Genomic DNA, 22,385 nt, shown 5'->3' on the forward strand with positions numbered 1-22,385 from the left:
GGATGAATAGTGTGAGGTTGACGCTGCTGTGCATGGCGGCCGCAGTGCTGAGTGCGTGCAGCACGCCGTTTTGCGACGCGCCGGGTGGATTGTGCGCGCCCCAGCCCGCAAAAACAAGCCCGCCGCCGCCAGTGGTGGTGCAGCCGGCGCCACTGCCCAAGCCGCCGCCGGAGCCGACCCCGCCGCCGGCCGAGGTGTTTGCCATCAGCCTGCCGGGCGCCACCGCCGCCAGCGACGACGACCGCAGCCAGCTGCCGCCGCGCGCCGAGCCGCCGGCCGCGGTGCGCGACGTCGATTACAACGCCTTGCCGCCCGATACGCCGATCCGCATCGGCCTGCTGCTGCCGCTGCGCTCGGAAACCCTGGGCGCCGCCGCCGATTCGGTGCGCGCCGGCTTCATGGCCGCCTGGGAGCGCGACCGCGCCAACATCACCGTCAGCGTGCTGGAAACCGGCGATGTGCCGCAGGATATCCTGTCGGCCTACGCCCGCGCGCTGCAAGACCAGGACATCGTGGTCGGCCCGCTGTCGCGCGCGGCCGTGGCCACGGTGGCGGCCAGCCCGCTGCTGAGCAAACCGACCATCGCCCTGAATTATCCGGAGGGCTACGGCCAGCCTGGCGCCGCGCCGCTGCCGCAGAACATGGTGGCGATCGGCCTGTCGATCGAGGAAGAAGCCCGCCAGGCCGCCCAATGGGCCGCCAGCGAACAACCGGACGGCGCCGCACTGGTGCTGACCACCGGCTCGGCCTGGCAACGCCGGGTGGCGGCCGCCTTCGCCGGCCAGTGGCAGAAGCTGGGCCGCCCGGTGCGCACCATCGAACTGAGTTCGCCGGACGGCTACCTGAGCGATCCCGAACTGGTGCAGCTGCGCGCCACCCTGCGCCAGAACCTGCCGGCGCTGCTGTTCTCGGCCATGGGCGCCGACCAGACCCGCCAGCTGCGCCAGGCGCTGGGCAGCACCACCAGCACCGAGCCGACCAATCCGATCTTCAGCACCGCCGACGCGCTGCCGCCGCCACCGGCCGCGCCGCCCACCGAACAATTCAGCAGTCTGCCGATCTATGGCACCTCGGCGCTCAATCCCGGCAGCGGCGCCGGTTTCCCCACCCAGGACCTGGACGGCGTGCGCCTGCTGGACCTGCCGTGGCAAGTGCAGCGCGACCATCCGGCGGTGATGGTCTACCCGCGCCCCGCGCAAACCGGCGTCGGCAGCGCCGACATGACGCGCCTGTACGCGCTCGGCATCGACGCCTTCCGCGTGGCGCGCGAAATCGGCCGTCACCCGGCCGGCCGCTTCCAGCTGGACGGTGTAACCGGCCGCCTGACCGTCGATTTCGGCCAGGGTCCGGCCCATTTCGAGCGCATCGAGCAATCGGCCGTCTACCAGAACGGCGCGCCGCAGCCGGTCAGTCCATGAGGATGCCATGCCGCGCACCCCACAGCAGCGGCTCGGCCGGCTGGGCGAGGACCGGGCGCTGGCCCACCTCGAGGCCCAGGGCCTGACGCTGCTGGAGCGCAATTTCCTGTGTAAATCGGGCGAAATCGACCTGATCATGCAAGAAGGGCCGACGCTGGTGTTCGTGGAAGTGCGCCAGCGCGCCGCCAGCCGCTTCGGCGGCGCCGTCTACAGCGTCACGCCGGCCAAGCAGCAGCGCCTGCTGCGCGCTGCGGAATATTATCTGTTCCGCCATAAAATCCCCCCACCATGCCGGTTCGACCTGGTCGCCATCGACGATGAAAAGTTGTCATGGATACAAAATATGCTGGAGATGTAAGCATTTTTAACAGCGCTTGTCCGGTCTGCCGGACGACTGCACTATAATCAGCAACTATGACTAATCAACGCATCCTGGCGCACTTCCACGAAAGTGCCGAAATTAAAATCCAGTCCGCGACCGTGCTGGCCCCACACATCGCGCAGGCGATCGAGATGATGTTCTCGGCGCTGTCCAACGGCAACAAGATTCTGGTCTGCGGCAACGGCGGCTCGGCGGCCGATTCGCAGCACTTTGCGGCCGAACTGGTCGGACGCTTCGAACGCGAACGCTTCCCGCTGCCGGCCATCGCGCTGACCACCGACACCTCGATCCTGACGGCGGTCGCCAACGACTACAGCTACCGCGAGATTTTCTCCAAGCAGGTGCAGGCGTTCGGCCAGGAAGGCGACATCCTGCTGGCGTTCTCCACTTCCGGCAACTCCGGCAACGTGGTGGCGGCGATTGAAGCGGCGCTGGAACGCGAAATGCGCGTGGTCGCGATGACCGGCAAGGGCGGCGGCGCCATCGGCAAGATGCTGACCGACGCCGACGTCCACATCTGCGTGCCGGCCGACCGTACTGCCCGTATCCAGGAAGTTCACCTGGTCACCATTCATGCAATTTGCGACGGCATCGACGTCGCGCTGTTCGGAGGAGATGCGAATGAGTAAGTCCAGCGCTATCTGGAAACAAGTACAACGTCCGCTGGCCATGAGCGTGTTGTGTGGCGCCATGCTGGCATCGCTGTCGGGCTGCGTCGCACTGGTGGCGGGCGGCGCGATTTCCGGTACGCTGGCTGCCTCCGACCGCCGCACCTTCGGCGCGCAAACCGAAGACCGCGCGATCGAAGTCAAGGGCGCGGTGCGCATCAACAACGTCACCGGCGACGCCGGCCATGTCAACATCAACAGTTTCAACCGCCGCGCGCTGCTGACCGGCGAAGTGCGCGATGACGCCATGAAAGCCGCGGTCGAGCGCGAAGTGCGCGGCATCGAAGGCGTGATCGACGTCATCAACGAACTGGAAGTGGCCGGCCTGGCCAGCTACACCTCCCGTTCCAGCGACACCATCATCACCGGCAAGGTCAAGGCCAGCCTGGTCGACGCCAAGGACATTTCGGCCAACTCGTATCAGGTGGTCACCGAGCGCGGCGTGGTCTACCTGCAGGGTCGCGTGACCCAGCGCGAGGGCCAGATTGGCGCCGACATCGCCCGCGGCGTCAGCGGCGTGATGAAGGTGGTCAAGGTGTTCGAATACATCAGCGAGGAAGAGCTGAAGCAGTATCAACCTCAGCCTGCCAATAGCGCCAATACCAATTCGCAGAGCGCACAATGAGCACCGCATCGGCCACCTCATCCCGCGGCTGGGTCAAGCCGGTCATCGCCGCCGTGGTGATCGCCGCCATCGGTTTCGGCGGCTACACCGCGCTGGCCAAGCGCGAGGTGGCGCCGCAGCTTACCTTCATCAGTCTCAAAGGCGAGAAAATCACGCCGGAAAGCCTGAAGGGCAAGGTCGTGATGGTCAACTTCTGGGCCACATCGTGCACCACCTGCGTGGGCGAGATGCCGAAGATGGTCGAGACCTACAACAAGTTCAAAGGCCAGGGCCTGGAGTTCGTCGCCGTGGCGATGAGCTACGACCCGGCCAACTATGTCGCCAACTACGCCGAAACGCGCCAGCTACCGTTCAAGGTCGCGCTGGACGCCGACGGCTCGGCCGCCAAGGCCTACGGCAACGTCGCGATGACGCCGACCACCTTCGTCATCGGCAAGGACGGCAAAATCCTCAAGCGCTACCTGGGCGAACCGGACTTCCCTGCGCTGCACAAGCTGCTGGACGCATCGCTGAAGAGCTAACTGGCACGCGGCTTGCATGGCATAAAGCTCTCCTCAACTACCAGGAAAGCCGCCATGGACCGCAACCAAGTTACGCAAAAAATCCTCTCCACTAAAGTCGCCAGGCAGATGCGCTGGGCCGACCTCGCGCAGGAATTCGGTCAAAGCAAGGAGTGGACGACCGCCGCGCTGCTGGGCCAGATGACCTTCAGCCGCGCGCAGGCCGACAAGGCGCAGCAACTGTTCGACCTCACCGACGAGGAAGCGGCGTGGCTGCAAATCGTGCCGTACAAAGGCTCGCTACCGACCGCCGTGCCGACCGATCCGCTGATCTACCGCTGGTACGAAATCGTCAGCGTCTACGGCACTACCATCAAGGAACTGATCCACGAGGAATTCGGCGACGGCATCATGAGCGCGATCGACTTCTCGATGGATATCCAGCGAGAAGCCGATCCCAAGGGCGACCGCGTGCAGGTGGTCCTGAGCGGCAAATTCCTGCCCTACAAATCCTACTAAGCCAGCTAGAAGCCGGCCTGCAGCGACAGGTACAGGCCGTGCTGCTTCTTCGGATTGAATATGGTGATGTCACCCAGCTCCGCATACGCGGCCGTCACTGACACATTCCTGGTCGGGAACCAGGCGACGAAGGCGTCGTAATACGCCTTCTCATTGTCGACGCCGAGATTGTGCGGCTTGCGGCGGTACTCGGCGCCCAGCGCCACCTTGCGGGTGATCAGGTAGGCGGCCGAGAACTCCGGCATCAGGCGCGTATCGTCGTTGCGGTCGCCGCCGAAACCGAGGATGCCCATCTGGTTGGCGCGGGTGGCGCGCAGCGTGGCGTTCAGCAGCAGGCTTTGTTCCAGGTAGATCTTGGTGGCCGAGACGTAGTAGTCGTAGCCATGGTCGTCCTTGGCGCCCAGCTGCTTAACGTTGGTGACGCCCAGCGCTTCCAGCCCGCGCACGCCTTTGTTCTTCTTGTACATCAAGCCGATCGCCACCTGTGGCACCCAGCTGTCCTGCTCATACACGGCATCGCCCAGTACCTTCAGTTTAAGGCCGACGATATCCTGCTTGATGTTGAGCTTGTCCAGCGGCGCCAGGCTGCCCTTGAATTCCTGGTTGTCGAACGACACTTCGAGCCGGTCGGCGATGCCGACCGCCACGCCGTAGCTGCCCAGCTTGTAGTCCTGCGTATTGATGTAGGTGTAGTGCGCATTCGCGCCCCAGCTGTCGCGCGAGCCGTAGCCGCTGATCAGCGCCCACGGTGTAATGCCGCCGCCGCCCGCGCCTTCCACCTGAATCACGCCGCCGGTGGCCAGCAGCTTGCCCATGTCGGGCGACGATTGCGCGTACGCGCCGGCAGACGGCAGTACCGCCAGCGCAGCCATCAAGGCTGGAATAATTTTTTTCATTATTGTGCTCCTGACGGATTACTTGGTGACGATATCGCGCTGCATCGGCGCCAGCTTGGCGACCAGCTTGAGCGCGACGCGGCTCGGCACATTGTGCTGTTCCATCGCGATCTGCAAATCCTCGGTCAGCGCATTGAACATGGCGTTGGTGATCTTCAGATCCTGGTGCACAGTCTTCATATCGCGCACCAGGCCCACGCCCTCCATTGCCTTGTCGTGGTATTTGCCGGTGTACTTGCACGGGCCGCCGGCGAACTCGCAGAACTGCTCCTGCAGGCGCACGTTCAGCTGCGGGATGTCGAAGTCGGTGAAGCTTTCCTTGATGCGCGGATCGGCCAGCACCAGCGTGATGAAGGTATCGACGATCTTCTTGATACCTTCCTTGCCGCCCAGGCCCTGGTAAGTCGAGTCCTCGGTATAGGGCGTTTGCGCCATGGCCAGCGAAGAAGCCAGCAGCAGGCCGCAGCCCAGGCGCTTGATGAATTTTTTCATATCAGTCCTGATTAAAAACGATAAAGAGAATTCAGCGGGGGCTCGGCTTCTACTGCAATTTATCAGATTATTTGGGGTACAAGATCATTTGCGTGCATCTGAACAACGCTATTGTTTTGCCAGTATCTTTGTTGATGACCGTGGCGTCCCACACCTGCGTGGTGCGGCCCAGATGCACCGCCGTGGCGGTGGCCACCACCGTGCCTTCGCGCGCGGTGCCGAGGTGATTGGATTTCAACTCGATGGTGGTGAAGTTCTGCGCGCCTTCCGGCAGATGCGAGAAGCACGCATAGCCGCAGGCCGTATCGGCCAGCGTGACCACGCTGCCCGCATGCAGGAAACCGTTCGGCGCGAGATGATAGCCGCTGACGGCGAATTCCGCCACAATCTCGCCTTCCTTGACGGAAGTGATGACGATGCCCAGATAATCCGGCAAGGTGCCCTTGCCGAACTGGTTGAAGTAGTCGGTATTGAATTTTTCCGCGTCCATGCTGCTCCCTATTTACATTACGCGTACCCACGCGCCTTTATAGAGTATAGGGCCAGTCGGACCATTCGGATCGGGCGAGCCGCCTTTCGGCTCCAGCGACACCGCCAGCAGCGCGACGTCGTCGCCGACCGCATTGCTGCCCAGCGCCAGCTTGACTTCACCTCTGTCAGCCAGCAGGCCGAGCGAACGTGGATTGCCCTGTTTCGGCACCGCCCACAGTTGCAGCGTCTTGTCGCTGGCCACCGGCGCGTTGCCGACCAGGCGGACGGTCAGCGCCTTGCGATGCGTGTCGCCGGTCAGCACCAGTGCGGTCTGCGATTTCGCATCGGTCAGCGTGGCGACATAATCAAGCTGCGGCTGATCCAGCACGCGCGTGCCGATGACCACCACCAGCAAGGCCGCCATCGCGCTCGAAACCAGGCCGAGCGAGCGCCAGAAGGTCAGCGACGCCAGCCAGCCGGCTTGCGCCGGCCGCAGATTCAGGCGCCGCTCGATGCCGGCCCACACCTGCTTGCGCGGTGCCACCGCAGTGGCGAATTCGCCCATCGGCGTTAACCGGTCCTGCCACTCCGCCGTCAAACGGCGCAGCGCGGCGTCGTTGTGCAGATAGCCTTCGAAGCGGCGGCGGGCGCCGCCCTTCAGCGTGCCGAGTACATATTCCGCCGCTAGCTTTTCGCGCAATGGCGCATTGTCGCGAATATTCATGGACGCTCTCCCTTGGCCAGGCACGTCTTCAGCTTTTCCAGGCTGCGGCGTATCCAGGTCTTGACGGTCCCGATCGGCAGCGCCATCTGCTGCGCCACTTCGCTGTGCGACAAATCATGAAAGAACGCCAGTCCCACCACCTGGCGGTGCAAGCCTTCCAGCGCCGACATGCAATACGCCAGCGCGGTGGCGTCGCGGCTGAGTTCCAGCGCCTCAATCGGCGTGGCGGCAGGGTCGTGCAGTGCATTCATGATTGCGGCGTCAAAAGGGTCTCCATCGATTTCGGCAGCGACATCGCTACGGCGGAGCAAATCGAAAGCCTTGTTGCGCACGATGGTGGTCATCCATGTCATCGGTGCGGCCAAATGGCTCTGATAAGTGCCGGCGTTGTGCCAGATCGCGACGAAACTTTCTTGCAACACTTCTTCAGCCAGTTCGCGCTTACCTAATATACGCAGCGCGAAGCCAAACAGTTTCGCTGAAGTAGCGTCATATAACGAGCGGAAAGCTGCGGCGTCGTGCAGGGCGGCGCCATTGAGCCAGGTGCGCAGCTGTTGGGGATCGAGGGTTTTGGCGTCGGACACGGCATGCCTTAATCGGAAGATGAAGAAAATTACCATATTCCCAACCTGGCGCGAAACAAAATCGTGAATCCAGTTGCAGCCCGCCTGCGTACAAGGCTTACAACATGAAGCATTCAACAATGCGGGCGAGGGGACGGGATGACGACCAGATGCGGGGTTGCAGCAGTATCGGCACTGCTATTACACGGCGCGGCGCTGGCCACCGAGGACAGCACCGGTGCGCTGGCCAGCGTGACAGTGTTGGGGCATTACGACAATGCAGTCGGCACCTCCGACGCCGCCAGCCAGGGCACGGTGACGGCCAACCTGATCGCCAACCGTCCGGCACTGCGCACCGGCGAGCTGCTGGAGTTCGTGCCCGGCATGATCGTCACCCAGCACAGCGGCGACGGCAAGGCCAACCAATATTTCCTGCGCGGTTTCAATCTGGACCACGGCACGGACTTCGCCACCTGGGTCGACGGCGTGCCGGTCAATATGCGCAGCAACGCGCACGGCCAGGGCTATTCCGACCTCAACTTCCTGATTCCCGAGCTGGTGCAGCGCATCGACTACAAGAAAGGCAGTTACTTCGCCGACGAGGGCGACTTCTCCTCGGCCGGCGCCGCCCACATTGGCCTGAGCGACCAGCTGAAGCAGGGCATTGCCAGCCTGACCGCCGGCAGCTACGGCTACCAGCGCGGCGTGCTGGCCGACTCGATGGAAGCCGCTGGCGGCACCCTGCTGTACGGGCTGGAAGTAAGCCGCAACAACGGCCCGTGGCAAACCCCGGAGCAGGTGCGCAAGTACAGCGGCACGCTGCGCTACAGCCACGGCGACGCGCAAGACGGCTATAGCATCACCGCCATGGCCTACCGCAACCGCTGGAACGCCACCGACCAGGTGCCGCTGCGCGCCGTGCAGGAAGGCCTGATCGGCCGCTTCGGCAGCCTTGACCCCACCGACGGCGGCGACACCTCGCGCACCAGCCTGGCCTGGAATATGCACCGGCGCGACAGCGACCACGTGACGCAGGCCTCGGCCTACCTGGTGCGCTCCAGCCTCGACCTCTACAGCAACTTCACTTATCTGCTGAACGACCCGGTCCACGGCGACCAGTTCCAGCAAAGCGAACGCCGCACCATGGGCGGCGGCAGCGTCAGCCAGGCCTGGCTGAACAACACCGGCGGCATCGACATGCGCAACCAGCTGGGCCTGCAGGCGCGCTACGACCACATCGCCCCGATCGGCCTGTACGCTACCGAGGGACGCCAGCGGCTGTCCACCGTGCGCGAGGACCGCGTCAACGAGGCCAGCGTCGGTCTGTATGCGGACAACACCAGCTACTGGACGCCGACCTTCCGCAGCATCGCCGGCCTGCGCTATGACGCCTACCGCTTCAAGGTCAACGACGACAGCGCCAATGCGCACAAGTTCTCGCCCAAGCTGTCGCTGATCTTCGGGCCATGGGCCCAGACCGAATATTTCATTAACTACGGCGCCGGCTTCCACAGCAACGATGCGCGCGGCGTCACCGGCCCAGATCCCGCACCGCCGCTGGTCGGCACGCGCGGCGCCGAACTGGGCGTGCGCAGCGAATGGCTGCCGGGCCTGCAAAGCTCCTTGTCGGTCTGGGCGCTGGATATCGATTCGGAACTGGTGTACGCCGGCGACAGCGGCCAGACCGAAGCCAGCCGCGCCAGCCGCCGCACCGGCGTCGAATGGAACAACCACTACATCGCCGCGCCGTGGCTGCTGTTCGACCTCGACCTGGCGGTGTCGCACGCGCGCTACCGCCAGAGCGACCCGGTGGGCAACTATGTGCCGGAGGCGCTGGACAAGGTGGCGTCGTTCGGCGTCACGGTCAAGGATATCGGCCGCTGGTTTGGCGGCTTTGAACTGCGCTACTTCGGCCAGCGCCCGCTGATCGAAGACAACAGCGTGCGCTCGGCCGCCACTACGCTGGCCTATGGCCGCATCGGCTATCAACTGAATAAGCGCACCAGGCTGACACTGGACGGTTTCAACCTGTTCAACCGCCGCGCCAGCGACATCGACTACTACTACACCTCGCGTCTGGCGGGCGAGCCGGCCGAAGGTGTGAACGATGTGCATTTCCATCCGGTCGAGCCGCGCACGCTGCGGCTGACCCTGACGCACAACTTCTAAATACAGTTTCTAAAAAATAATCTTATGAAATCTGAATCTGACGCGCGGTGCGCCGCGTATATCACCCTGCAGTACCCACAGAAGGTCTACTCATTCGGAGGAAGCGAGATGCAAACTATCATCAATCAAGCCGTGCGCCTGGCAGTTATTGGCACACTGGCCGGTGCATATCTGCCGGCGGCAATGGCGTCCAGCCACCGCGAAGCACCGTTCATTACGCAAAGCCCCAAGGTCGACGGCACCGACTTCTATATGTTCCGCAGCTACGAAACTGGCCGCAGCGCCTTCGTCACGCTGATCGCCGACTACGTGCCGCTGCAAGATCCCGGCGCCGGTCCCAACTACTTCGCCATGGACCCGAACGCGCTGTACGAGATCCACATCGACAACAACGGCGACGCCAAGGAAGACCTGACCTTCCAGTTCCGCTTTAATAACACCAACAAGGACACCAAGCTGACAGTGGGGGGCAAGCAGGTATCGATTCCGCTGGTAATCAACGGCGGCGCCATCGCCGCGCCGAATGCGGCCGGCGCCAACATCCGCGAAACCTATACCATCAACGTGGTGCGCGGCGACCGCCGTACCGGCACCAAAGCGGCCGTCACCAATGCTGCCGATGGCGGCACCACCTTCGACAAGCCGCTCGACAACATTGGCAACAAGTCGATTCCGAACTATGCAGCTTACGCCGCAGCGCACGTCTACAGCGTCAACATCCCCGGTTGCAGCACGCCAGCGCGGGTGTTCGTCGGCCAGCGCAAAGACCCGTTCGTGGTCAACCTGGGCGAGACCTTCGATCTGGTGAACATCAAGGCGCCGGCCACCGAATTTGCCGCCAACGCGGAAAGCGCCGCCAAGGACGACCTGGCCGGCAAAAACGTCACCGCCATCGAGATGGAAGTGGCAGCCTCCTGCCTGACCGCCTCCGGCAGCAGCGATCCGGTGATCGGCGGCTGGACCACCGCCAGCGTGCGCCAGGGCCGTCTGCTGAATCCGACGCCAAACACCGGTACGCCATCGAAAGAAGGCGGCGCCTGGACGCAAGTCTCGCGCCTCGGCATGCCGCTGGTGAACGAAGTGGTGATCGGCTTGAAGGACAAGGACACCTTCAACGCCAGCAAGCCTTCCGGCGATACGCAGTTTGCCACCTACGTGACCAATCCAACGCTGCCAGCGCTGATTGAAATCCTGTACGGCAGCGCCGGTGCCAAGGCGCCGACCAACTTCCCGCGCAACGATCTGGTAGCGGCATTCCTGACCGGCGTGAAGGGCCTGAACCAGCCCGCCACCGTCACCCCGTCCGAAATGCTGCGCCTGAATACCAGCACGCCAGCGGTGGCCGTAGGTAGCCAGAACCGCCTGGGTGTGATCGGTGGCGACAATGCCGGCTTCCCGAACGGCCGTCGTCCCGGCGACGACGTGGTCGATATCGCGCTGCGCGTAGTGATGGGCAAACTGTGCACGCTGAACCTCGGCTGCGCACCGGCCGATGCACCGGCTGGCGGCCTGCACTTCACCGACGGTGCCTTCCTGGACGCCAGCTTCTTTAACACCGGCTTCCCATATCTGAAAACCCCGCTGCCAGGTTCGCCGCAAACCGGCGCCGTGGTGCAAGCCGCACGGGGGGCGCCATGAAGATCAAGATCCTGACGCTGGGCCTCGGTGCGCTGCTGGTGCTCAGCGCCTGCGGTGGCAGCAGCAGCCACTATGAATCGCCGACGCCGCCCGTTACGACGCCGCCGCCACCGGTCTCGATGGTGGATGCGTTCTTCACGGCGGTTCTGGCCATCATTGGTGACGGCAGCGAAACCACCACCGAGCCGCAAGCGATCGACAGCATCGTCGCCACCGCACCGGAAGATACCGAACCGGTCGTATTGAAGTAACCCGCAACCGAAAGGGTCTGACCCCGTGCGGGGTCAGACCCTGGCCTCCGCGGTCTGCGGGGTAAAAAGTGCCGAGGGCCCATCATGCACAAACTAATTCTGGCGCTGGCATGTTGCAGCGCCGCTGCCACCCAGGCAGCCCCCTACATTCCCGCCAGCGGCCAGCTGGTGGTGGAAACCGTGCCGCGCCGGGGCGACCCGGCGCAACAGGAATTGCGCCGCTTGCGCAGCCAGCTCAACGCCAGCCCGAACGACATTACCCTCGCCGCCACCATCGCGCGCCGCTACATCGCGCTGGCCCGCAGCGAAACCGATCCACGCTACCTGGGCTACGCGGAATCCGCACTCGCCCCCTGGTGGCAGCAAGCCGCGCCACCCACCGACGTCCGACTGCTGCGCGCCACACTCCTGCAAAGCACCCACCAATTCACGCCGGCGCTGGCCGACCTGAAAGCCGTGCTGGCGTCCGAACCGCAAAACGTCCAGGCCTGGCTGACGCAAGCCACCGTGCAAACCGTCCAAGGCGACTATTCCGGCGCCACCGTCAGCTGTGCGCGCGTGTCCGGCCTGTCGATCGAACTGGTGGGCATCACCTGCATCGCCAACATCGGCGCCGTCACCGGCAAGGCCGCAGCCAGCGAACAGCTGCTGGACCTGACGCTATCCCGCAGTTCCAACGCGCCGCAGGATTTGCGTGTCTGGGCACTGACGCTGCTGGCGGAAATGGCCCAGCGGCGCGGCGACGCAACAACGTCCGAAGCCCGCTTCCGCCGCGCACTGACGCTGAGTCCACGCGACAGCTATCTGCTGGGCGCCTACGCCGACCTGCTGCTGGAACAAAACCGCGCCGCCGACGTGCTGGAACTGCTGCGCGACCAGGAACGCATCGACGCGCTGCTGCTACGCCGCGCACTCGCCCTGCAACAAGCGGGCAAACAAAGCGCAATGCAAGCCGACGTCCGCGAACTGGCCGCGCGCTTCGACGCCGCCGCCCAACGCGGCGACACCGTCCACCAACGCGAACAAGCGCGCTTTGAACTGGTGCTGCGTCACGATGCCAAAACTGCGCTGGCCTTGGCCCGCAAAAACTGGGAAGTACAAAAAGAGCCCGCCGACATCCGCATCTATCTGCAAGCCGCTGTACAGGCACGCGCGGACGCCAGGCCGGTGATCGAATGGGTCGCCACCCATCACACCGAAGATGCCGCCGCCACGCGGCTGATTCACCAACTGCAAGCGGGGACATGATGAAACGATGGCTACTTGGTTTGCTGTTGTGCTGCGCCATGCTCCCAGCGTCCGCGCACAAACCCAGCGACAGTTATTTGTCGCTCGACGTGCAGGGCGAAAAGGTCAGCGGCCAGTGGGACATCGCGCTGCGCGACCTGGATTACGCCATCGGCCTTGACCAGAATGGCGACGGCAAGCTGACATGGGACGAAATCCGCACCCGCCACGCCGCGATTGCAGCCTACGCGCTGGAGCGCCTCAACCTGGCGACCGACGACGGCGCCTGTAGCGTACACACCGACCAGCAACTGATCGACGACCACACCGACGGCGCCTACAGCGTGCTGCGCTTTACCGCCACCTGCCCGTCGTCACCGGCCGCGCTGATCATCGGCTATCGGCTGTTCGCCGATCTCGATCCGCAGCACAAAGGGTTGCTGCGGCTGACGCATGCGGGCGTTACCTCCACCGCGATTTTCGAACCTAGCCATGCGCAACAACGCCTGTCGCTGGCGGCGCCGGACCAGTGGCGCCAGTTCAGCGCGTACGTCAAGGACGGTGTCTGGCATATCTGGATTGGCTACGACCACATCCTGTTCCTGCTGTCGTTGCTGCTGCCGGCCGTGCTGCTGGCGGCGCCGGCCAACAACCTGCGCGGTGCCTTCATCGACGTGCTGAAAGTGGTGACGGCGTTCACGCTGGCGCACTCGCTGACGTTGACGCTGGCCAGCCTGTCGCTGATATCGCTGCCTTCGCGACTGGTGGAATCGGCCATCGCCGCTTCGGTCATTCTGGCGGCGGTCAACAACGTCTACCCGCTGTTTAGGGGACGGCGGCCATGGGCTGCATTCGGTTTCGGCCTGATACATGGCTTCGGCTTTGCCAGCGTATTGATCGATCTCGGACTGCCAAAAGGCGCGCTGCTGGCGAGTCTATTTGGCTTTAACCTGGGCGTCGAAATTGGTCAGCTGTGCATCGTCGCCGTGTTCCTGCCGCTGGCGTTCCTGCTGCGCCGGACCCGGTTCTACCACCACCTGCTGACCGGCGGCTCCGCCGTCATCGCGCTGGTGGCGCTGGTGTGGTTCATCGAACGCGCGCTGGATATTCAAGCCCAGTGGATCGGCGTGTGACCATTGGCGGCCAGATAATCGTTCGCCCGCGAAAATGGCTTGCTGCCAAAGAAGCCTTTATGCGCGGAGAACGGCGAGGGATGCGGCGACGTAATCACTAGATGCTTGCCGCTGTCGATCAACGCGCGCTTGGCGATTGCATAGCTGCCCCACAAGATGAACACAATGCGCTCGCGCTGCTGCGACAGTGCGCGGATGGCGCTGTCGGTGAACGTCTCCCAGCCGTGATTGGCGTGCGAACCGGCTTCACGCGCACGCACTGTCAGCACGCTATTCAGCAAGAACACGCCCTGCTGCGCCCAGTCGCTGAGATCAGTCTGGCGACGATCGACACCCAGATCGTTATGCAGCTCCTGAAAAATATTCTGCAAGCTAGGCTGCGGTCGATTCCCCTCCGGCACCGAAAAACAAAAACCCATCGCGGCACCGGGCGTGTGATACGGGTCCTGGCCGAGGATCACGACTTTAACGTCATCGAACGGCGTCAAATCAAAGGCGCGGAAGATATTCTTGCCAGCCGGGCAGCACTGCGTCGCAGCATATTCGGCGCGGACGAACGACGTCAGCGATTCCCAATACGGCTGCTCAAACTCCCCCTGCAAGCGCTGCTTCCACGACTCCTCAATGCGTACACTCATGTGCGTTCCCGGACGATGCCACCGTTTTAGCGTTTCACTCCGGGCGAGTATAACGCCCTTGGCGTAAAATCCATGATTCATCACCGAACGCTACGGGACTACTTTGGACATCCGCTCGCTCCGCTATTTCGTCACCACCGTGCAGCTGAACAGCTTCACCCAAGCGGCTGAATCGATGTACGTCACCCAATCGACCATCAGCAAGATGGTGCGGCAACTGGAGGAGGAAGTCGGCGAGGCGCTGCTGATACGGCAAGGCCGCAAGCTGGTACTGACCGACGCCGGCCGCATCGTGTTTGAGCGCGGGCAGGAGATGCTCAACTCCATGCGCCTGCTGAACACGGAACTGCAAGACACCAAGGCCTTGCAGCGCGGCCACCTGACTGTCGGCATTCCGCCGATGATCAACCTGCTGTTCACGCCGGTGCTGAAGGCGTTCCGCGAACGGCATCCGGATATCGAACTGACGCTGCGCGAAGATACCGGCCAGGTCATCGAGCGGCTGGTGGCGACCGGCGAACTGGAACTCGGCATGACCGTGTCGCCGGTCGATCCGTCGCTGGATTTGCAATCGAAAGAAGTGGCCAAATTTCCCATCTGGGCCGTGGCCAAGCCGGACACCTTCCGCCGCAACGCGGCCACCATCAAGCTGTCCAATCTGGCGTCGATGCCGCTGGTGCTGCTCAAGGACGAATTTGCGTTGACGCGCGCCTTGCGCCAGGTCTTCCAGCAGCACGGACTGGAGCCGGTGATCGCGGCCCAAAGCGGCCAGTGGGATTGGTTGCTGTCGATGGCGTCGGCCGGCGTCGGCGTGGCCTTGCTGCCGGAGCCGTTCATTCACCGGCTCAACGGCGTCGAGGTGGCCGCGGTGCGCGTGGTCGAACCAGAGATCAGCTGGCGGCTGGCCCACATCTGGAACGGCCGCTACCTGTCGCACGCGGCACGCGCCTGGGTGGAGTTGTGCGCGACCATGCTGCCCGGCCACTGGTTGTAGTAACAAGCGCGTAGAATGGCGTCTTTAAAAAGGACACCGACATGAAGAAAACAGATTTGGCCAAGGCCGACGCCAAAAAGCTGATGGGCAAAATGGGCACGCCCGGCACCGCCTTTGGCAACGCCGGTACCGCCGTCGTCGACAAGCGCGAGCAGCGCAAACGCGACCAGGCGCTGGGCCTGGTGCCATTCGCCGTCAAACTGAATGATGAACTGGTAAAACGCCTGCACACTCTCGCCACCGAGCGCGGCCAGGATCTGAACCAGACCGTCGCCGAAGTGCTGGCCAAGGGCCTGGACGCCTAAGCGTTCAAATCACCTCAACCAGAGGGGAGTAGCTGGCCAGCAAACGATCAGCGGTCAGCAGCCTCAAAGATTCCGAGACAGCTTGCGCGACCAGCATGCGGTCGAAAGGATCTTTATGAAGGTAGGGCAGACGTAGTACCGCCGCCGCGTGCGCGTGCGAAATGCGCAACTCTTGCAAGCCTGTTTGTGCCATTTGATTTACTAGCTCACCTAAATCAAGGTTGAGCTTGCCAATGCCCACTTTGATCGAGATTTCCCAGATCGAGACACTGCTGACGTAGACCATAGGCGCGGCCAAAATCTGGGTGCGCACTTTTTTGGATAATCTCAGACTATCTTGCAGACACCAGAGCAGTATGTGAGTGTCCAGCAGCAAATGCACTATTTCCCCTCGAACGCAGCCTGTAAGTCGTCAGGCAGCGGTGCGTCGAAGTCATCTGCAATCCAGATCTTGCCTTTCATGGTGCCGAGCCGGCGAACAACCTTTGTAGGACGAAGGGCAACCAGTTGGGCAACAAGTTCTCCGCCCTGTGAAATGATCACTTCCTCGCCGTGCCTGACGGCTTCCACTAAACCAGGGAGCTGATTTTGTGCTACTGCGATATCAATGATAGGCATGTGACCTCCGACAGTTCAGTCTAGCCGTCCAGACTTACAGCGCAAGCCCTGCCATTTGAGACAAATCAAAAAAGGCTCCGTGAGGAGCCTTTGTTTTTAGCCTGCTGCCAGCACGTTGTGTGCTTGCTCGTCCGCGTGGTACGAGCTGCGCACCATGGCGCCGACGGCGGCGTGCTTGAAGCCCATTTTGTAGGCTTCTTCTTCGTACATCTTGAACACGTCCGGGTGCACGTAGCGGCGCACCGGCAGGTGGCTGTTGGACGGCGCCAGGTACTGGCCGATGGTCAGCATGTCGATGTCGTGCTCGCGCATGTCGCGCATCACTTGCAGCACTTCTTCGTCGGTCTCGCCCAGGCCGACCATGATCCCCGACTTGGTCTTGACACTCGGGTACATTGCCTTGAAATCCTTCAGCAGCTTCAGCGAGTGCATGTAGTCCGAACCCGGACGCGCTTCCTTGTACAGGCGCGGTGCGGTTTCCAGGTTGTGGTTCATCACGTCCGGCAGGCCGTCGGCGAAGATCGCCAGCGCTTTTTCCAGGCGGCCGCGGAAATCCGGCACCAGCACTTCGATCTGGGTTTTCGGCGACAGCGCGCGGGTGTTCTGGATGCACTCGACGAAGTGCTGCGCACCGCCGTCGCGCAGGTCGTCGCGATCCACCGAGGTGATCACAACGTAGCTCAGGCGCAGCTTGGCGATGGTGTGCGACAGGTTGGTCGGCTCATCCTTGTCCAGCGGGTCCGGGCGGCCGTGGCCGACGTCGCAGAACGGGCAGCGGCGGGTGCACTTGTCGCCCATGATCATGAAGGTGGCCGTGCCCTTGCCGAAGCACTCGCCGATGTTCGGGCAGCTGGCTTCTTCGCACACGGTCACCAGCTTGTTCTCGCGCAGCGTTTCCTTGATTTCGTAGAAACGGGTGTTCGGCGAACCGGCCTTGACGCGGATCCAGTCCGGCTTCTTCAGGCGCTCGACCTGCTCGATCGGCACGATCTTGATCGGAATGCGCGAAGTCTTGCTGGCGCCTTTTTGCTTCTCGCTCGGGTTGTACGCTACGATGGTTTCAGTGGTCATAATCAGTTCATTCGTTGGTCGCCAGGACGCGGACTAATTCCTCGGCCAGCTGCTGTTGCACATCCGACAGTTTTGCCTGCGCGCCAACGGTGCGCATATCGACTGTTTCCAGTCCGGCATAGCCGCAAGGATTAATCCAGGAAAACGGGGCCAGATCCATCGCCACATTCAGCGACAGCCCGTGGTAGGTGCAGCCATTGCCGCGTACCTTCAAGCCCAGCGCGGCAATCTTCGCGCCTTTGTGATCGCCGCCGGCCATATAGATGCCCGGCGCGCCTTCCACGCGCTCACCGACGAGATTATACGCCTGCAAGACATTGATGATCGCCTGCTCGATTTTATGCACAAACTGGCGGGCATACAGCTTGCCGCCCGGCTTGTTGCGGCGCAGATCCATCAGCAGGTAAATCACCACCTGGCCGGGCCCGTGATAGGTGACTTCACCGCCGCGATCGGTCTGGACTACGGGAATCTCCGTGGCCCCGGCCAGCAGGTGGCCGCGGTCGGCGCCCAGGCCCAGCGTGTACACCGGCGCGTGCTCGACGATCCACAATTCATCGCGCGAGTCCGGCGTGCGGGCGTCGGTAAAGGCCCGCATGGCGGCGAAGGTGCTGTCGTAATCGGCTTGGCCGAGATGCTTGATCTCAGGGAAGGTAGGAGACGTCATCCCGCCATTATACGCCTGCGCGTCACTTTCATCCCGGCTGGTGGCGGGCCAGCCAGGCCTGCACCGACGGCCGCTGCCACTGGAAATCGACGTAGTCGCGCAGCTTGGCCGGCACCGCGTCGCCATTGCGCACTAGCCGGCTCAGCATGATGGCGAGGTCAGTATCGGCAATCGACCAGTCGCCGAACAGGTGCTGCGGCCCCTGCACCAGGCGTTCGGCCACGTGCACCAGCTTGGCGGCGGCCGCCTGCGCGGTCTCGCTCAGCGGCGCGCACGGCTTCTTGAAGAACACGGTTTCGGTATCGCGCTCGACCCGCACCGGCACCAGGTCGCTGCGCACCCACGCCTGGAGCTGCCGCGCCAGCGCACGCTGACGGCGGTCCTGCGGATACAGCGCGATGTACTCCGGCGGTGGAAAGCTCTCGTCCAGGTATTCGGTGATGGCGCTCGACTCGGTCAGCACAAAATCCCCTTCCACCAGCGCCGGGACGCGGGCGGTCAGCGCGCGGTCGGCAAACGCCGCCTGTCTCTGCTCACCACTGCCCAGATCCACCGTCTTGACGCTGAAAGGCAAGCCCTTCTCGGTCAGCGCCACAAACACGGACAAAGCATACGGGCTGGTGAAAAGGCTATCGGCGTACAGTTCAAACAACATGGCGGCTCCGGCTTAGGTAGATTTATTCACATAGTAAACCTTGTGTAAGTGCCTGTATAACGGTATATTTTCGCAATTCTTGTTAGTTTTATTCACAAAGTTATCCACAGCATGGCCCGCAGGCTGCCCAATTTTTCCGCATTGCGCGCCTTCGAGGCGGCGGCCCGCCACGAGAATTTCTCGCGCGCGGCGGACGAGTTGCACCTGACGCACGGCGCGATCAGCCACCAGGTGCGGGCGCTGGAAGAGGAGCTGGGCCGGCAACTATTCGTGCGCAATGGCCGCCAGGTGAAAATAACTAACGACGGCCTGAAATTCGCCCAGTTCCTCGGCAAGGCCTTCGCCGACATCGCCGCCGCCACTGACGCCATGCGCGCCACCAGCATCAACCAGCGGCTGACCATCACTTCGATTCCGTCGTTTGCGGCGCGCTGGCTGGCGCCGCGTCTCGGTAAATTCATTGAGCTGCATCCGGATATCGAAGTGGTGCTGCAATCGAGCGGCCACATGCAGGATCTGGCGCGCGAGGGCGTGGATGTGGGCATCCGCTTCGGGCGCGGCAACTATCCGGGCATGCTGGTATTGCGCTTGATGGGCGATGTATATTACCCAGTAGTGAGTCCACACTATCGCGGTGGCCAGCTGCCGCTTGCACCGGCTGATCTGGCGCGGCATACGCTGCTGCGCTCGGTGGAGCGCTGGACGCCGTGGCTGCACGCAGCCGGGGTGGACCTGCCGGAACCATCCGGCGGGCTGCTGTTTGAGGATTTATCGATGCTGGTGCGTTCCGCTGCCGATGGCAACGGCGTGGCGCTGGTGCGGCACGTGGTGGCGATGCAGGAGATCGCCTCCGGGCAGCTGCTGCGGCTGTTCAACATCGCCACGCCGAGCCCGGATGAATACTACTTCGTCACGCCGCCCGGCGCGGCGAGCAAGCCGCAGGTGCAGGCGTTCCGCGACTGGCTGCTGGAAGAGATTGCCGTCTTCCAGCGCCAGCACACTTAACTACATGACAATCTTGACCATCGGGTGAGCCGACAGTTCGGTGTACAGCGCATCGAGCTGCTCGCGACTGGTGGCGCGCACGGTGCAGGTGAGGCCGGTGTAATTGCCTTTGGCCGAAGGACGTACTTCCATCTTGCCTTCATGGAAGTCCTGGTCATGCTTCTGCACGACGCCGGTAATGGTCGGGGCGAAATCGATATGAGTCGGACCCATGACCTTGATCGGGAAGTCACTCGGGTATTCGATGAGGGACTCTGATGGGGGGATCGCTTGCATATTCATTCCAATCTAAAAATATAACCTGGGACGCCGAACGGCGTCTCAGGCCTATATTGTAGCTGGATCAGGACTTTGCAAGCGCCAGCGGCTCGGCAGCGGGCTGGCCCGACAGACGCTGCAAGCGCGCCAGCGCCGACTCATTGCCCAGCGCCGGCTGGCTGACCGATTTGCGGATCGCCTCCAGTTCGGCGGCCTGGTCCAGCGGCTTCTGGCCGATATCGGTGACGATGCGCAAGCCTTCGGCATTGGTGCGGATGGTCTCGGCGCGGCGGGTCAGGGCGCTCAATGCGCTCGACTGGCCTTGCATGCCTTGCAACCCAGTCAGCTGGGCCTGACGCTCGGCGCGCAGCTGCTGCAAATCCTGCTGGGCGCGGGCCGAAGCCAACGCCTGCATCGCCTTCTTCGCCTGCGAATCGAACTCGGCCAGCTGCTTCGACAGCGCGTCGACGATGGTTTGCAGCTCGTTCATATACTGTTTGGCGTCGGCTTCCTCCTGCAGTTCCTGCGGCATGCGCGCCTTGTTGGCCTCCAGCTCGTCGCAGAACAGCGTAATCGTTGATTCCGAAATCTTGCCGCTGGCTAGGCGCTCGGCCAGCGTGCCGGCCGCCTGCTCGTCGGTGGCGATCAGCTGGCGCAGCTTGACCACATCGTCGGCTTCCTTGTTGAACGCGGCGCGGGCGGCGGCCAGCTTCTGGGCGGTGCTGCGCAGACTGTCGGCCAGACGGTCGCGGTCGGCCTCGGTCGCAGTCTCCGGATCAAAATTGGCGATCGCTTCGGACACGCGATTGCCCAGCGCGCCAAAGTGCTTGGTGATCAGGCGCGCGGTCAAACCCCAGCCATTCAAGTTGCTCATGTCAGTCTTCCTTCTTTTCAAAGTTGCGCATCATTGGATAACGATGCGTTGCTGCTCCACCGGGATGCCAATCACAAAGTCCACATGGATCCCGCGTTTGGATGAATCGCCGTTCACGCTGTGGATAATTTCCGTCGTGATCAGCAAATACTCGTTGCCGCCGCCGCGCAAAGTGCGCACATACGGCATGAAATACATCTCCTGACGCAGGCCGGTGCTGCCGCTGGCGTCGTCCAGCCGCACCTCGGTGCCGGTGAACGGCGGCATGTACGGCGTTTCCGGATCGCCGGCGTCGCGCCAGTAATCAAGGCCTTCGCTGCTGCCGAACACCAGCTCCAGATCCAGGCCCAGATCCGCCAGTTGCTGGCGCCACAGCGTGTAGCTGCGGTCGCCGAGGCCGGCGCCGGCCTGGCCCGTGTAGGCGTCCTGATCCGCGGCCGTTTCCGGAATCACGCGCGCCAGCTGGGTGCAGTACATGATCTCGCTGACCGCGCCGCTGGCGTTCTGGTAGACCTGCAGGAATTTTTCCTTGTCGTCGCGGTCGCCCGTTTCCAGGTAATAGCGATACAAGCCGCCGGACTGCTTGAGGCGGATCTGCGATACGGCCAGGATGCGGGTGTCGTCCGCCTCCGGCAGCGTAATCAGCGAACCGTTGGCGACCGCGCGCAGCAGCGGCGACTGCTGGATGCCGACCACGCTGCCGATGCGCGCGCCGAGCGGCAGATCGCCATCGGTACGCGGCGCCTCGTTGCCGGCCAGTCTGGCCGCGCCATTGCGCAGATAGTTGTATGCATCGGTCCAGCCCATCATCAATTCCTTTCAAACGAATAATTCGGCGCGGCGCGCAGGCGGCGGAACTTGCGTACCGAATACACCACCGCCCACATCAGTAAACTCAACACGGACAACCAGGCAAACCAGCGCAGCACGCTCATGAAGAACGACGGCTGCGGCGCGGCGACCGTTACCGCAGCCGGTGCACCCAGGCCCGGCATGCCGGTCACCATGGCGCCGCCGTCGGTCACCGGCGCGGTGGCGGCCGGCTGCGGCGGGGCCGGAGTCCCATTGGTGGTAGTGGTCGGATACGCCACCGGCTGATGGCTCTGGCTCATCGCCCGCCCCAGCATGAAGCCCATCACGCCCGCCATCAGGCCATTGCCACTGCCGGACGGCTGTTGTTGATAACCCGGCCCCGGTGCCGGATAGGCCGGCGCGCGGTACACGGGTGACGGTTGCTGCGGCTGGCGCAAGGTGTCGTTCAGTGGCGGCAGCGGCTGGTTATTGGCAGCGGCGCGACGTTCATCAAGCGTCTTCAGCGCATTGGCGCGCGACGCGCTCTGCTCGACATCGCGCGACATGGCCGAGGTGTTGCGCTGCGGCTGGGCCGGCGAACCGGCCTGCTGGCCGAAGGCGCCCGGACCGCTCTGGCGGTTGGCGGGCGGCGCCGACGGTCTGCTATGTCTGGCGGCGTTGTTCTTTTGTGAAGAAAATCCACTTTTAAACGAGGACGATGTGCCAGAATGAGAAGTTGCGCCGGCATACACGGGCACATTGCCGGCCACGGCCAGGCAAAGCATCAACAGCAGCGCAGATCGAAATGACTTCATGATGTGTTTTCACAAAG

Annotated in this window: 29 protein-coding genes; 14 read left to right on the top strand and 15 right to left on the bottom strand. The window is 63.1% G+C overall.

The features are described from left to right. Positions 1-2: 2 nt before the first annotated feature. The 6 genes from HH213_RS10670 to cynS are packed head-to-tail and all read left to right on the top strand — an operon-like array spanning position 3 to position 4,112. Entirely contained in the window at positions 3-1,418 is a 1,416-nt protein-coding gene (locus HH213_RS10670) for a penicillin-binding protein activator (RefSeq protein WP_169112233.1), read from the top strand. Between the two features lie 7 nt (positions 1,419-1,425). After that, positions 1,426-1,776 carry a YraN family protein gene (locus tag HH213_RS10675; protein ID WP_110845953.1) on the top strand — a complete coding sequence of 117 codons (351 nt, stop codon included), beginning with the start codon at positions 1,426-1,428 and terminating at the stop codon, positions 1,774-1,776. A gap of 56 nt (positions 1,777-1,832) precedes the next feature. Continuing rightward, a complete protein-coding gene (locus HH213_RS10680; RefSeq protein WP_110845954.1) occupies positions 1,833-2,429 on the top strand; it encodes a phosphoheptose isomerase in 597 nt (198 codons plus the stop codon). After that, positions 2,422-3,093 (top strand): BON domain-containing protein, encoded by a 672-nt coding sequence (locus HH213_RS10685; protein ID WP_169112234.1) that lies wholly within the window; start codon positions 2,422-2,424, stop codon positions 3,091-3,093. The genes HH213_RS10680 and HH213_RS10685 overlap by 8 nt, the downstream gene beginning before the upstream one ends. Further along, a complete protein-coding gene (locus tag HH213_RS10690) occupies positions 3,090-3,614 on the top strand; it encodes a peroxiredoxin family protein (RefSeq protein ID WP_110845955.1) in 525 nt (174 codons plus the stop codon). Before HH213_RS10685 ends, HH213_RS10690 begins: the two co-directional genes overlap by 4 nt. Before the next feature lie 54 nt (positions 3,615-3,668). Continuing rightward, entirely contained in the window at positions 3,669-4,112 is a 444-nt protein-coding gene (gene cynS, locus HH213_RS10695; RefSeq protein WP_169112235.1) for a cyanase, read from the top strand. Positions 4,113-4,117: 5 nt separating this feature from the next. On the opposite strand, the gene HH213_RS10700 is transcribed toward cynS, so the two are convergent. The 5 genes from HH213_RS10700 to HH213_RS10720 form a co-directional block, all read right to left on the bottom strand. Then, on the bottom strand, positions 4,118-5,008 hold the full coding sequence (locus HH213_RS10700) for a DUF3034 family protein (RefSeq protein ID WP_169112236.1): 891 nt from the start codon (positions 5,006-5,008) through the stop codon (positions 4,118-4,120). An 18-nt stretch (positions 5,009-5,026) separates the two neighbouring features. Beyond that, the gene (locus tag HH213_RS10705) at positions 5,027-5,500 is read right to left on the bottom strand and encodes a group I truncated hemoglobin (protein ID WP_169112237.1); all 474 of its coding nucleotides are present in this window, start codon (positions 5,498-5,500) and stop codon (positions 5,027-5,029) included. A 67-nt stretch (positions 5,501-5,567) separates the two neighbouring features. Continuing rightward, positions 5,568-5,990, bottom strand: coding sequence for a PaaI family thioesterase (locus tag HH213_RS10710; protein ID WP_169112238.1), 423 nt, complete (start codon positions 5,988-5,990; stop codon positions 5,568-5,570). Positions 5,991-6,002: 12 nt separating this feature from the next. Continuing rightward, positions 6,003-6,695 (bottom strand): anti-sigma factor, encoded by a 693-nt coding sequence (locus tag HH213_RS10715; protein WP_169112239.1) that lies wholly within the window; start codon positions 6,693-6,695, stop codon positions 6,003-6,005. Further along, positions 6,692-7,279, bottom strand: a complete 588-nt coding sequence (locus tag HH213_RS10720; protein ID WP_110845961.1) for a sigma-70 family RNA polymerase sigma factor — start codon at positions 7,277-7,279, stop codon at positions 6,692-6,694. The genes HH213_RS10715 and HH213_RS10720 overlap by 4 nt, the downstream gene beginning before the upstream one ends. A 138-nt stretch (positions 7,280-7,417) precedes the next feature. Between HH213_RS10720 and HH213_RS10725 the strand changes: the two genes are divergently transcribed. The 5 genes from HH213_RS10725 (at position 7,418) to HH213_RS10745 (ending at position 13,676) form a co-directional block, all read left to right on the top strand. Continuing rightward, positions 7,418-9,427 carry a TonB-dependent receptor gene (locus tag HH213_RS10725; protein ID WP_169112240.1) on the top strand — a complete coding sequence of 670 codons (2,010 nt, stop codon included), beginning with the start codon at positions 7,418-7,420 and terminating at the stop codon, positions 9,425-9,427. A gap of 108 nt (positions 9,428-9,535) precedes the next feature. Next, complete coding sequence (locus HH213_RS10730; protein WP_169112241.1) at positions 9,536-11,065, top strand: DUF4331 domain-containing protein; 1,530 nt, start codon at positions 9,536-9,538, stop codon at positions 11,063-11,065. Next, entirely contained in the window at positions 11,062-11,316 is a 255-nt protein-coding gene (locus HH213_RS10735; RefSeq protein WP_229263389.1) for a hypothetical protein, read from the top strand. Before HH213_RS10730 ends, HH213_RS10735 begins: the two co-directional genes overlap by 4 nt. 84 nt (positions 11,317-11,400) lie before the next feature. Then, positions 11,401-12,564: a tetratricopeptide repeat protein gene (locus HH213_RS10740; RefSeq protein WP_169112242.1), complete on the top strand. Its 1,164-nt coding sequence runs from the start codon at positions 11,401-11,403 to the stop codon at positions 12,562-12,564. After that, entirely contained in the window at positions 12,561-13,676 is a 1,116-nt protein-coding gene (locus HH213_RS10745; RefSeq protein WP_169112243.1) for a HupE/UreJ family protein, read from the top strand. Before HH213_RS10740 ends, HH213_RS10745 begins: the two co-directional genes overlap by 4 nt. Here HH213_RS10745 and HH213_RS10750 read toward each other — a convergent pair. Further along, positions 13,652-14,314 (bottom strand): uracil-DNA glycosylase, encoded by a 663-nt coding sequence (locus HH213_RS10750; RefSeq protein WP_110845966.1) that lies wholly within the window; start codon positions 14,312-14,314, stop codon positions 13,652-13,654. The genes HH213_RS10745 and HH213_RS10750 overlap by 25 nt on opposite strands. 103 nt (positions 14,315-14,417) lie before the next feature. Between HH213_RS10750 and HH213_RS10755 the strand changes: the two genes are divergently transcribed. Both HH213_RS10755 and HH213_RS10760 read left to right on the top strand, forming a co-directional pair. Continuing rightward, positions 14,418-15,308, top strand: coding sequence for a LysR family transcriptional regulator (locus tag HH213_RS10755; protein WP_110845967.1), 891 nt, complete (start codon positions 14,418-14,420; stop codon positions 15,306-15,308). A 41-nt stretch (positions 15,309-15,349) separates the two neighbouring features. After that, the gene (locus HH213_RS10760; RefSeq protein ID WP_169112244.1) at positions 15,350-15,613 is read left to right on the top strand and encodes a hypothetical protein; all 264 of its coding nucleotides are present in this window, start codon (positions 15,350-15,352) and stop codon (positions 15,611-15,613) included. A 4-nt stretch (positions 15,614-15,617) separates the two neighbouring features. Here HH213_RS10760 and HH213_RS10765 read toward each other — a convergent pair whose 3' ends face one another. The 5 genes from HH213_RS10765 to yfcF all read right to left on the bottom strand — a co-directional run bounded on the left by HH213_RS10765 (position 15,618) and on the right by yfcF (position 18,624). After that, positions 15,618-15,995: a type II toxin-antitoxin system VapC family toxin gene (locus tag HH213_RS10765; RefSeq protein WP_169112245.1), complete on the bottom strand. Its 378-nt coding sequence runs from the start codon at positions 15,993-15,995 to the stop codon at positions 15,618-15,620. Next, positions 15,995-16,231, bottom strand: a complete 237-nt coding sequence (locus HH213_RS10770) for a type II toxin-antitoxin system Phd/YefM family antitoxin (protein WP_169112246.1) — start codon at positions 16,229-16,231, stop codon at positions 15,995-15,997. Before HH213_RS10770 ends, HH213_RS10765 begins: the two co-directional genes overlap by 1 nt. A 96-nt stretch (positions 16,232-16,327) precedes the next feature. Further along, positions 16,328-17,302, bottom strand: coding sequence for a lipoyl synthase (gene lipA, locus HH213_RS10775; RefSeq protein WP_161051955.1), 975 nt, complete (start codon positions 17,300-17,302; stop codon positions 16,328-16,330). A 7-nt stretch (positions 17,303-17,309) separates the two neighbouring features. Next, positions 17,310-17,969, bottom strand: a complete 660-nt coding sequence (gene lipB / locus HH213_RS10780) for a lipoyl(octanoyl) transferase LipB (protein WP_110845972.1) — start codon at positions 17,967-17,969, stop codon at positions 17,310-17,312. A gap of 28 nt (positions 17,970-17,997) precedes the next feature. Further along, positions 17,998-18,624, bottom strand: a complete 627-nt coding sequence (gene yfcF, locus HH213_RS10785; protein ID WP_169112247.1) for a glutathione transferase — start codon at positions 18,622-18,624, stop codon at positions 17,998-18,000. A 111-nt stretch (positions 18,625-18,735) separates the two neighbouring features. On the opposite strand from yfcF, the gene HH213_RS10790 reads away from it, so the two are divergent. Further along, positions 18,736-19,629: a transcriptional regulator GcvA gene (locus HH213_RS10790; RefSeq protein ID WP_110845974.1), complete on the top strand. Its 894-nt coding sequence runs from the start codon at positions 18,736-18,738 to the stop codon at positions 19,627-19,629. On the opposite strand, the gene HH213_RS10795 is transcribed toward HH213_RS10790, so the two are convergent. The 4 genes from HH213_RS10795 to HH213_RS10810 all read right to left on the bottom strand — a co-directional run bounded on the left by HH213_RS10795 (position 19,630) and on the right by HH213_RS10810 (position 22,368). Next, positions 19,630-19,905 carry a DUF493 family protein gene (locus tag HH213_RS10795; protein WP_110845975.1) on the bottom strand — a complete coding sequence of 92 codons (276 nt, stop codon included), beginning with the start codon at positions 19,903-19,905 and terminating at the stop codon, positions 19,630-19,632. A 67-nt stretch (positions 19,906-19,972) separates the two neighbouring features. Then, positions 19,973-20,761, bottom strand: a complete 789-nt coding sequence (locus HH213_RS10800) for a hypothetical protein (protein WP_169112248.1) — start codon at positions 20,759-20,761, stop codon at positions 19,973-19,975. Positions 20,762-20,791: 30 nt separating this feature from the next. After that, complete coding sequence (locus HH213_RS10805) at positions 20,792-21,571, bottom strand: DUF2491 family protein (protein WP_229263390.1); 780 nt, start codon at positions 21,569-21,571, stop codon at positions 20,792-20,794. After that, positions 21,571-22,368: a hypothetical protein gene (locus HH213_RS10810; protein WP_169112249.1), complete on the bottom strand. Its 798-nt coding sequence runs from the start codon at positions 22,366-22,368 to the stop codon at positions 21,571-21,573. The genes HH213_RS10805 and HH213_RS10810 overlap by 1 nt, the downstream gene beginning before the upstream one ends. Between the last annotated feature and the right edge of the window lie 17 nt (positions 22,369-22,385).

Source organism: Duganella dendranthematis, assembly GCF_012849375.1.
Taxonomy (GTDB): Bacteria; Pseudomonadota; Gammaproteobacteria; order Burkholderiales; family Burkholderiaceae_D; genus Rugamonas; species Rugamonas dendranthematis.

What these genes read in the sequence shown, in the direction of transcription:
- HH213_RS10745 (WP_169112243.1), top strand. Translation starts at nt 12,561, where the DNA reads ATGATGAAACGATGGCTACTTGGTTTGCTGTTGTGCTGCGCCATGCTC.
- HH213_RS10795 (WP_110845975.1), bottom strand. Translation starts at nt 19,905, where the DNA reads ATGCAAGCGATCCCCCCATCAGAGTCCCTCATCGAATACCCGAGTGAC.
- HH213_RS10680 (WP_110845954.1), top strand. Translation starts at nt 1,833, where the DNA reads ATGACTAATCAACGCATCCTGGCGCACTTCCACGAAAGTGCCGAAATT.
- HH213_RS10710 (WP_169112238.1), bottom strand. Translation starts at nt 5,990, where the DNA reads ATGGACGCGGAAAAATTCAATACCGACTACTTCAACCAGTTCGGCAAG.
- HH213_RS10740 (WP_169112242.1), top strand. Translation starts at nt 11,401, where the DNA reads ATGCACAAACTAATTCTGGCGCTGGCATGTTGCAGCGCCGCTGCCACC.
- HH213_RS10715 (WP_169112239.1), bottom strand. Translation starts at nt 6,695, where the DNA reads ATGAATATTCGCGACAATGCGCCATTGCGCGAAAAGCTAGCGGCGGAA.
- cynS (WP_169112235.1), top strand. Translation starts at nt 3,669, where the DNA reads ATGGACCGCAACCAAGTTACGCAAAAAATCCTCTCCACTAAAGTCGCC.
- HH213_RS10750 (WP_110845966.1), bottom strand. Translation starts at nt 14,314, where the DNA reads ATGAGTGTACGCATTGAGGAGTCGTGGAAGCAGCGCTTGCAGGGGGAG.
- HH213_RS10805 (WP_229263390.1), bottom strand. Translation starts at nt 21,571, where the DNA reads ATGATGGGCTGGACCGATGCATACAACTATCTGCGCAATGGCGCGGCC.
- HH213_RS10670 (WP_169112233.1), top strand. Translation starts at nt 3, where the DNA reads ATGAATAGTGTGAGGTTGACGCTGCTGTGCATGGCGGCCGCAGTGCTG.
- HH213_RS10690 (WP_110845955.1), top strand. Translation starts at nt 3,090, where the DNA reads ATGAGCACCGCATCGGCCACCTCATCCCGCGGCTGGGTCAAGCCGGTC.
- HH213_RS10760 (WP_169112244.1), top strand. Translation starts at nt 15,350, where the DNA reads ATGAAGAAAACAGATTTGGCCAAGGCCGACGCCAAAAAGCTGATGGGC.
- HH213_RS10700 (WP_169112236.1), bottom strand. Translation starts at nt 5,008, where the DNA reads ATGAAAAAAATTATTCCAGCCTTGATGGCTGCGCTGGCGGTACTGCCG.
- lipB (WP_110845972.1), bottom strand. Translation starts at nt 17,969, where the DNA reads ATGACGTCTCCTACCTTCCCTGAGATCAAGCATCTCGGCCAAGCCGAT.
- HH213_RS10790 (WP_110845974.1), top strand. Translation starts at nt 18,736, where the DNA reads ATGGCCCGCAGGCTGCCCAATTTTTCCGCATTGCGCGCCTTCGAGGCG.
- HH213_RS10800 (WP_169112248.1), bottom strand. Translation starts at nt 20,761, where the DNA reads ATGAGCAACTTGAATGGCTGGGGTTTGACCGCGCGCCTGATCACCAAG.
- HH213_RS10735 (WP_229263389.1), top strand. Translation starts at nt 11,062, where the DNA reads ATGAAGATCAAGATCCTGACGCTGGGCCTCGGTGCGCTGCTGGTGCTC.
- HH213_RS10725 (WP_169112240.1), top strand. Translation starts at nt 7,418, where the DNA reads ATGACGACCAGATGCGGGGTTGCAGCAGTATCGGCACTGCTATTACAC.
- HH213_RS10685 (WP_169112234.1), top strand. Translation starts at nt 2,422, where the DNA reads ATGAGTAAGTCCAGCGCTATCTGGAAACAAGTACAACGTCCGCTGGCC.
- HH213_RS10705 (WP_169112237.1), bottom strand. Translation starts at nt 5,500, where the DNA reads ATGAAAAAATTCATCAAGCGCCTGGGCTGCGGCCTGCTGCTGGCTTCT.
- lipA (WP_161051955.1), bottom strand. Translation starts at nt 17,302, where the DNA reads ATGACCACTGAAACCATCGTAGCGTACAACCCGAGCGAGAAGCAAAAA.
- HH213_RS10730 (WP_169112241.1), top strand. Translation starts at nt 9,536, where the DNA reads ATGCAAACTATCATCAATCAAGCCGTGCGCCTGGCAGTTATTGGCACA.
- HH213_RS10770 (WP_169112246.1), bottom strand. Translation starts at nt 16,231, where the DNA reads ATGCCTATCATTGATATCGCAGTAGCACAAAATCAGCTCCCTGGTTTA.
- HH213_RS10675 (WP_110845953.1), top strand. Translation starts at nt 1,426, where the DNA reads ATGCCGCGCACCCCACAGCAGCGGCTCGGCCGGCTGGGCGAGGACCGG.
- HH213_RS10810 (WP_169112249.1), bottom strand. Translation starts at nt 22,368, where the DNA reads ATGAAGTCATTTCGATCTGCGCTGCTGTTGATGCTTTGCCTGGCCGTG.
- yfcF (WP_169112247.1), bottom strand. Translation starts at nt 18,624, where the DNA reads ATGTTGTTTGAACTGTACGCCGATAGCCTTTTCACCAGCCCGTATGCT.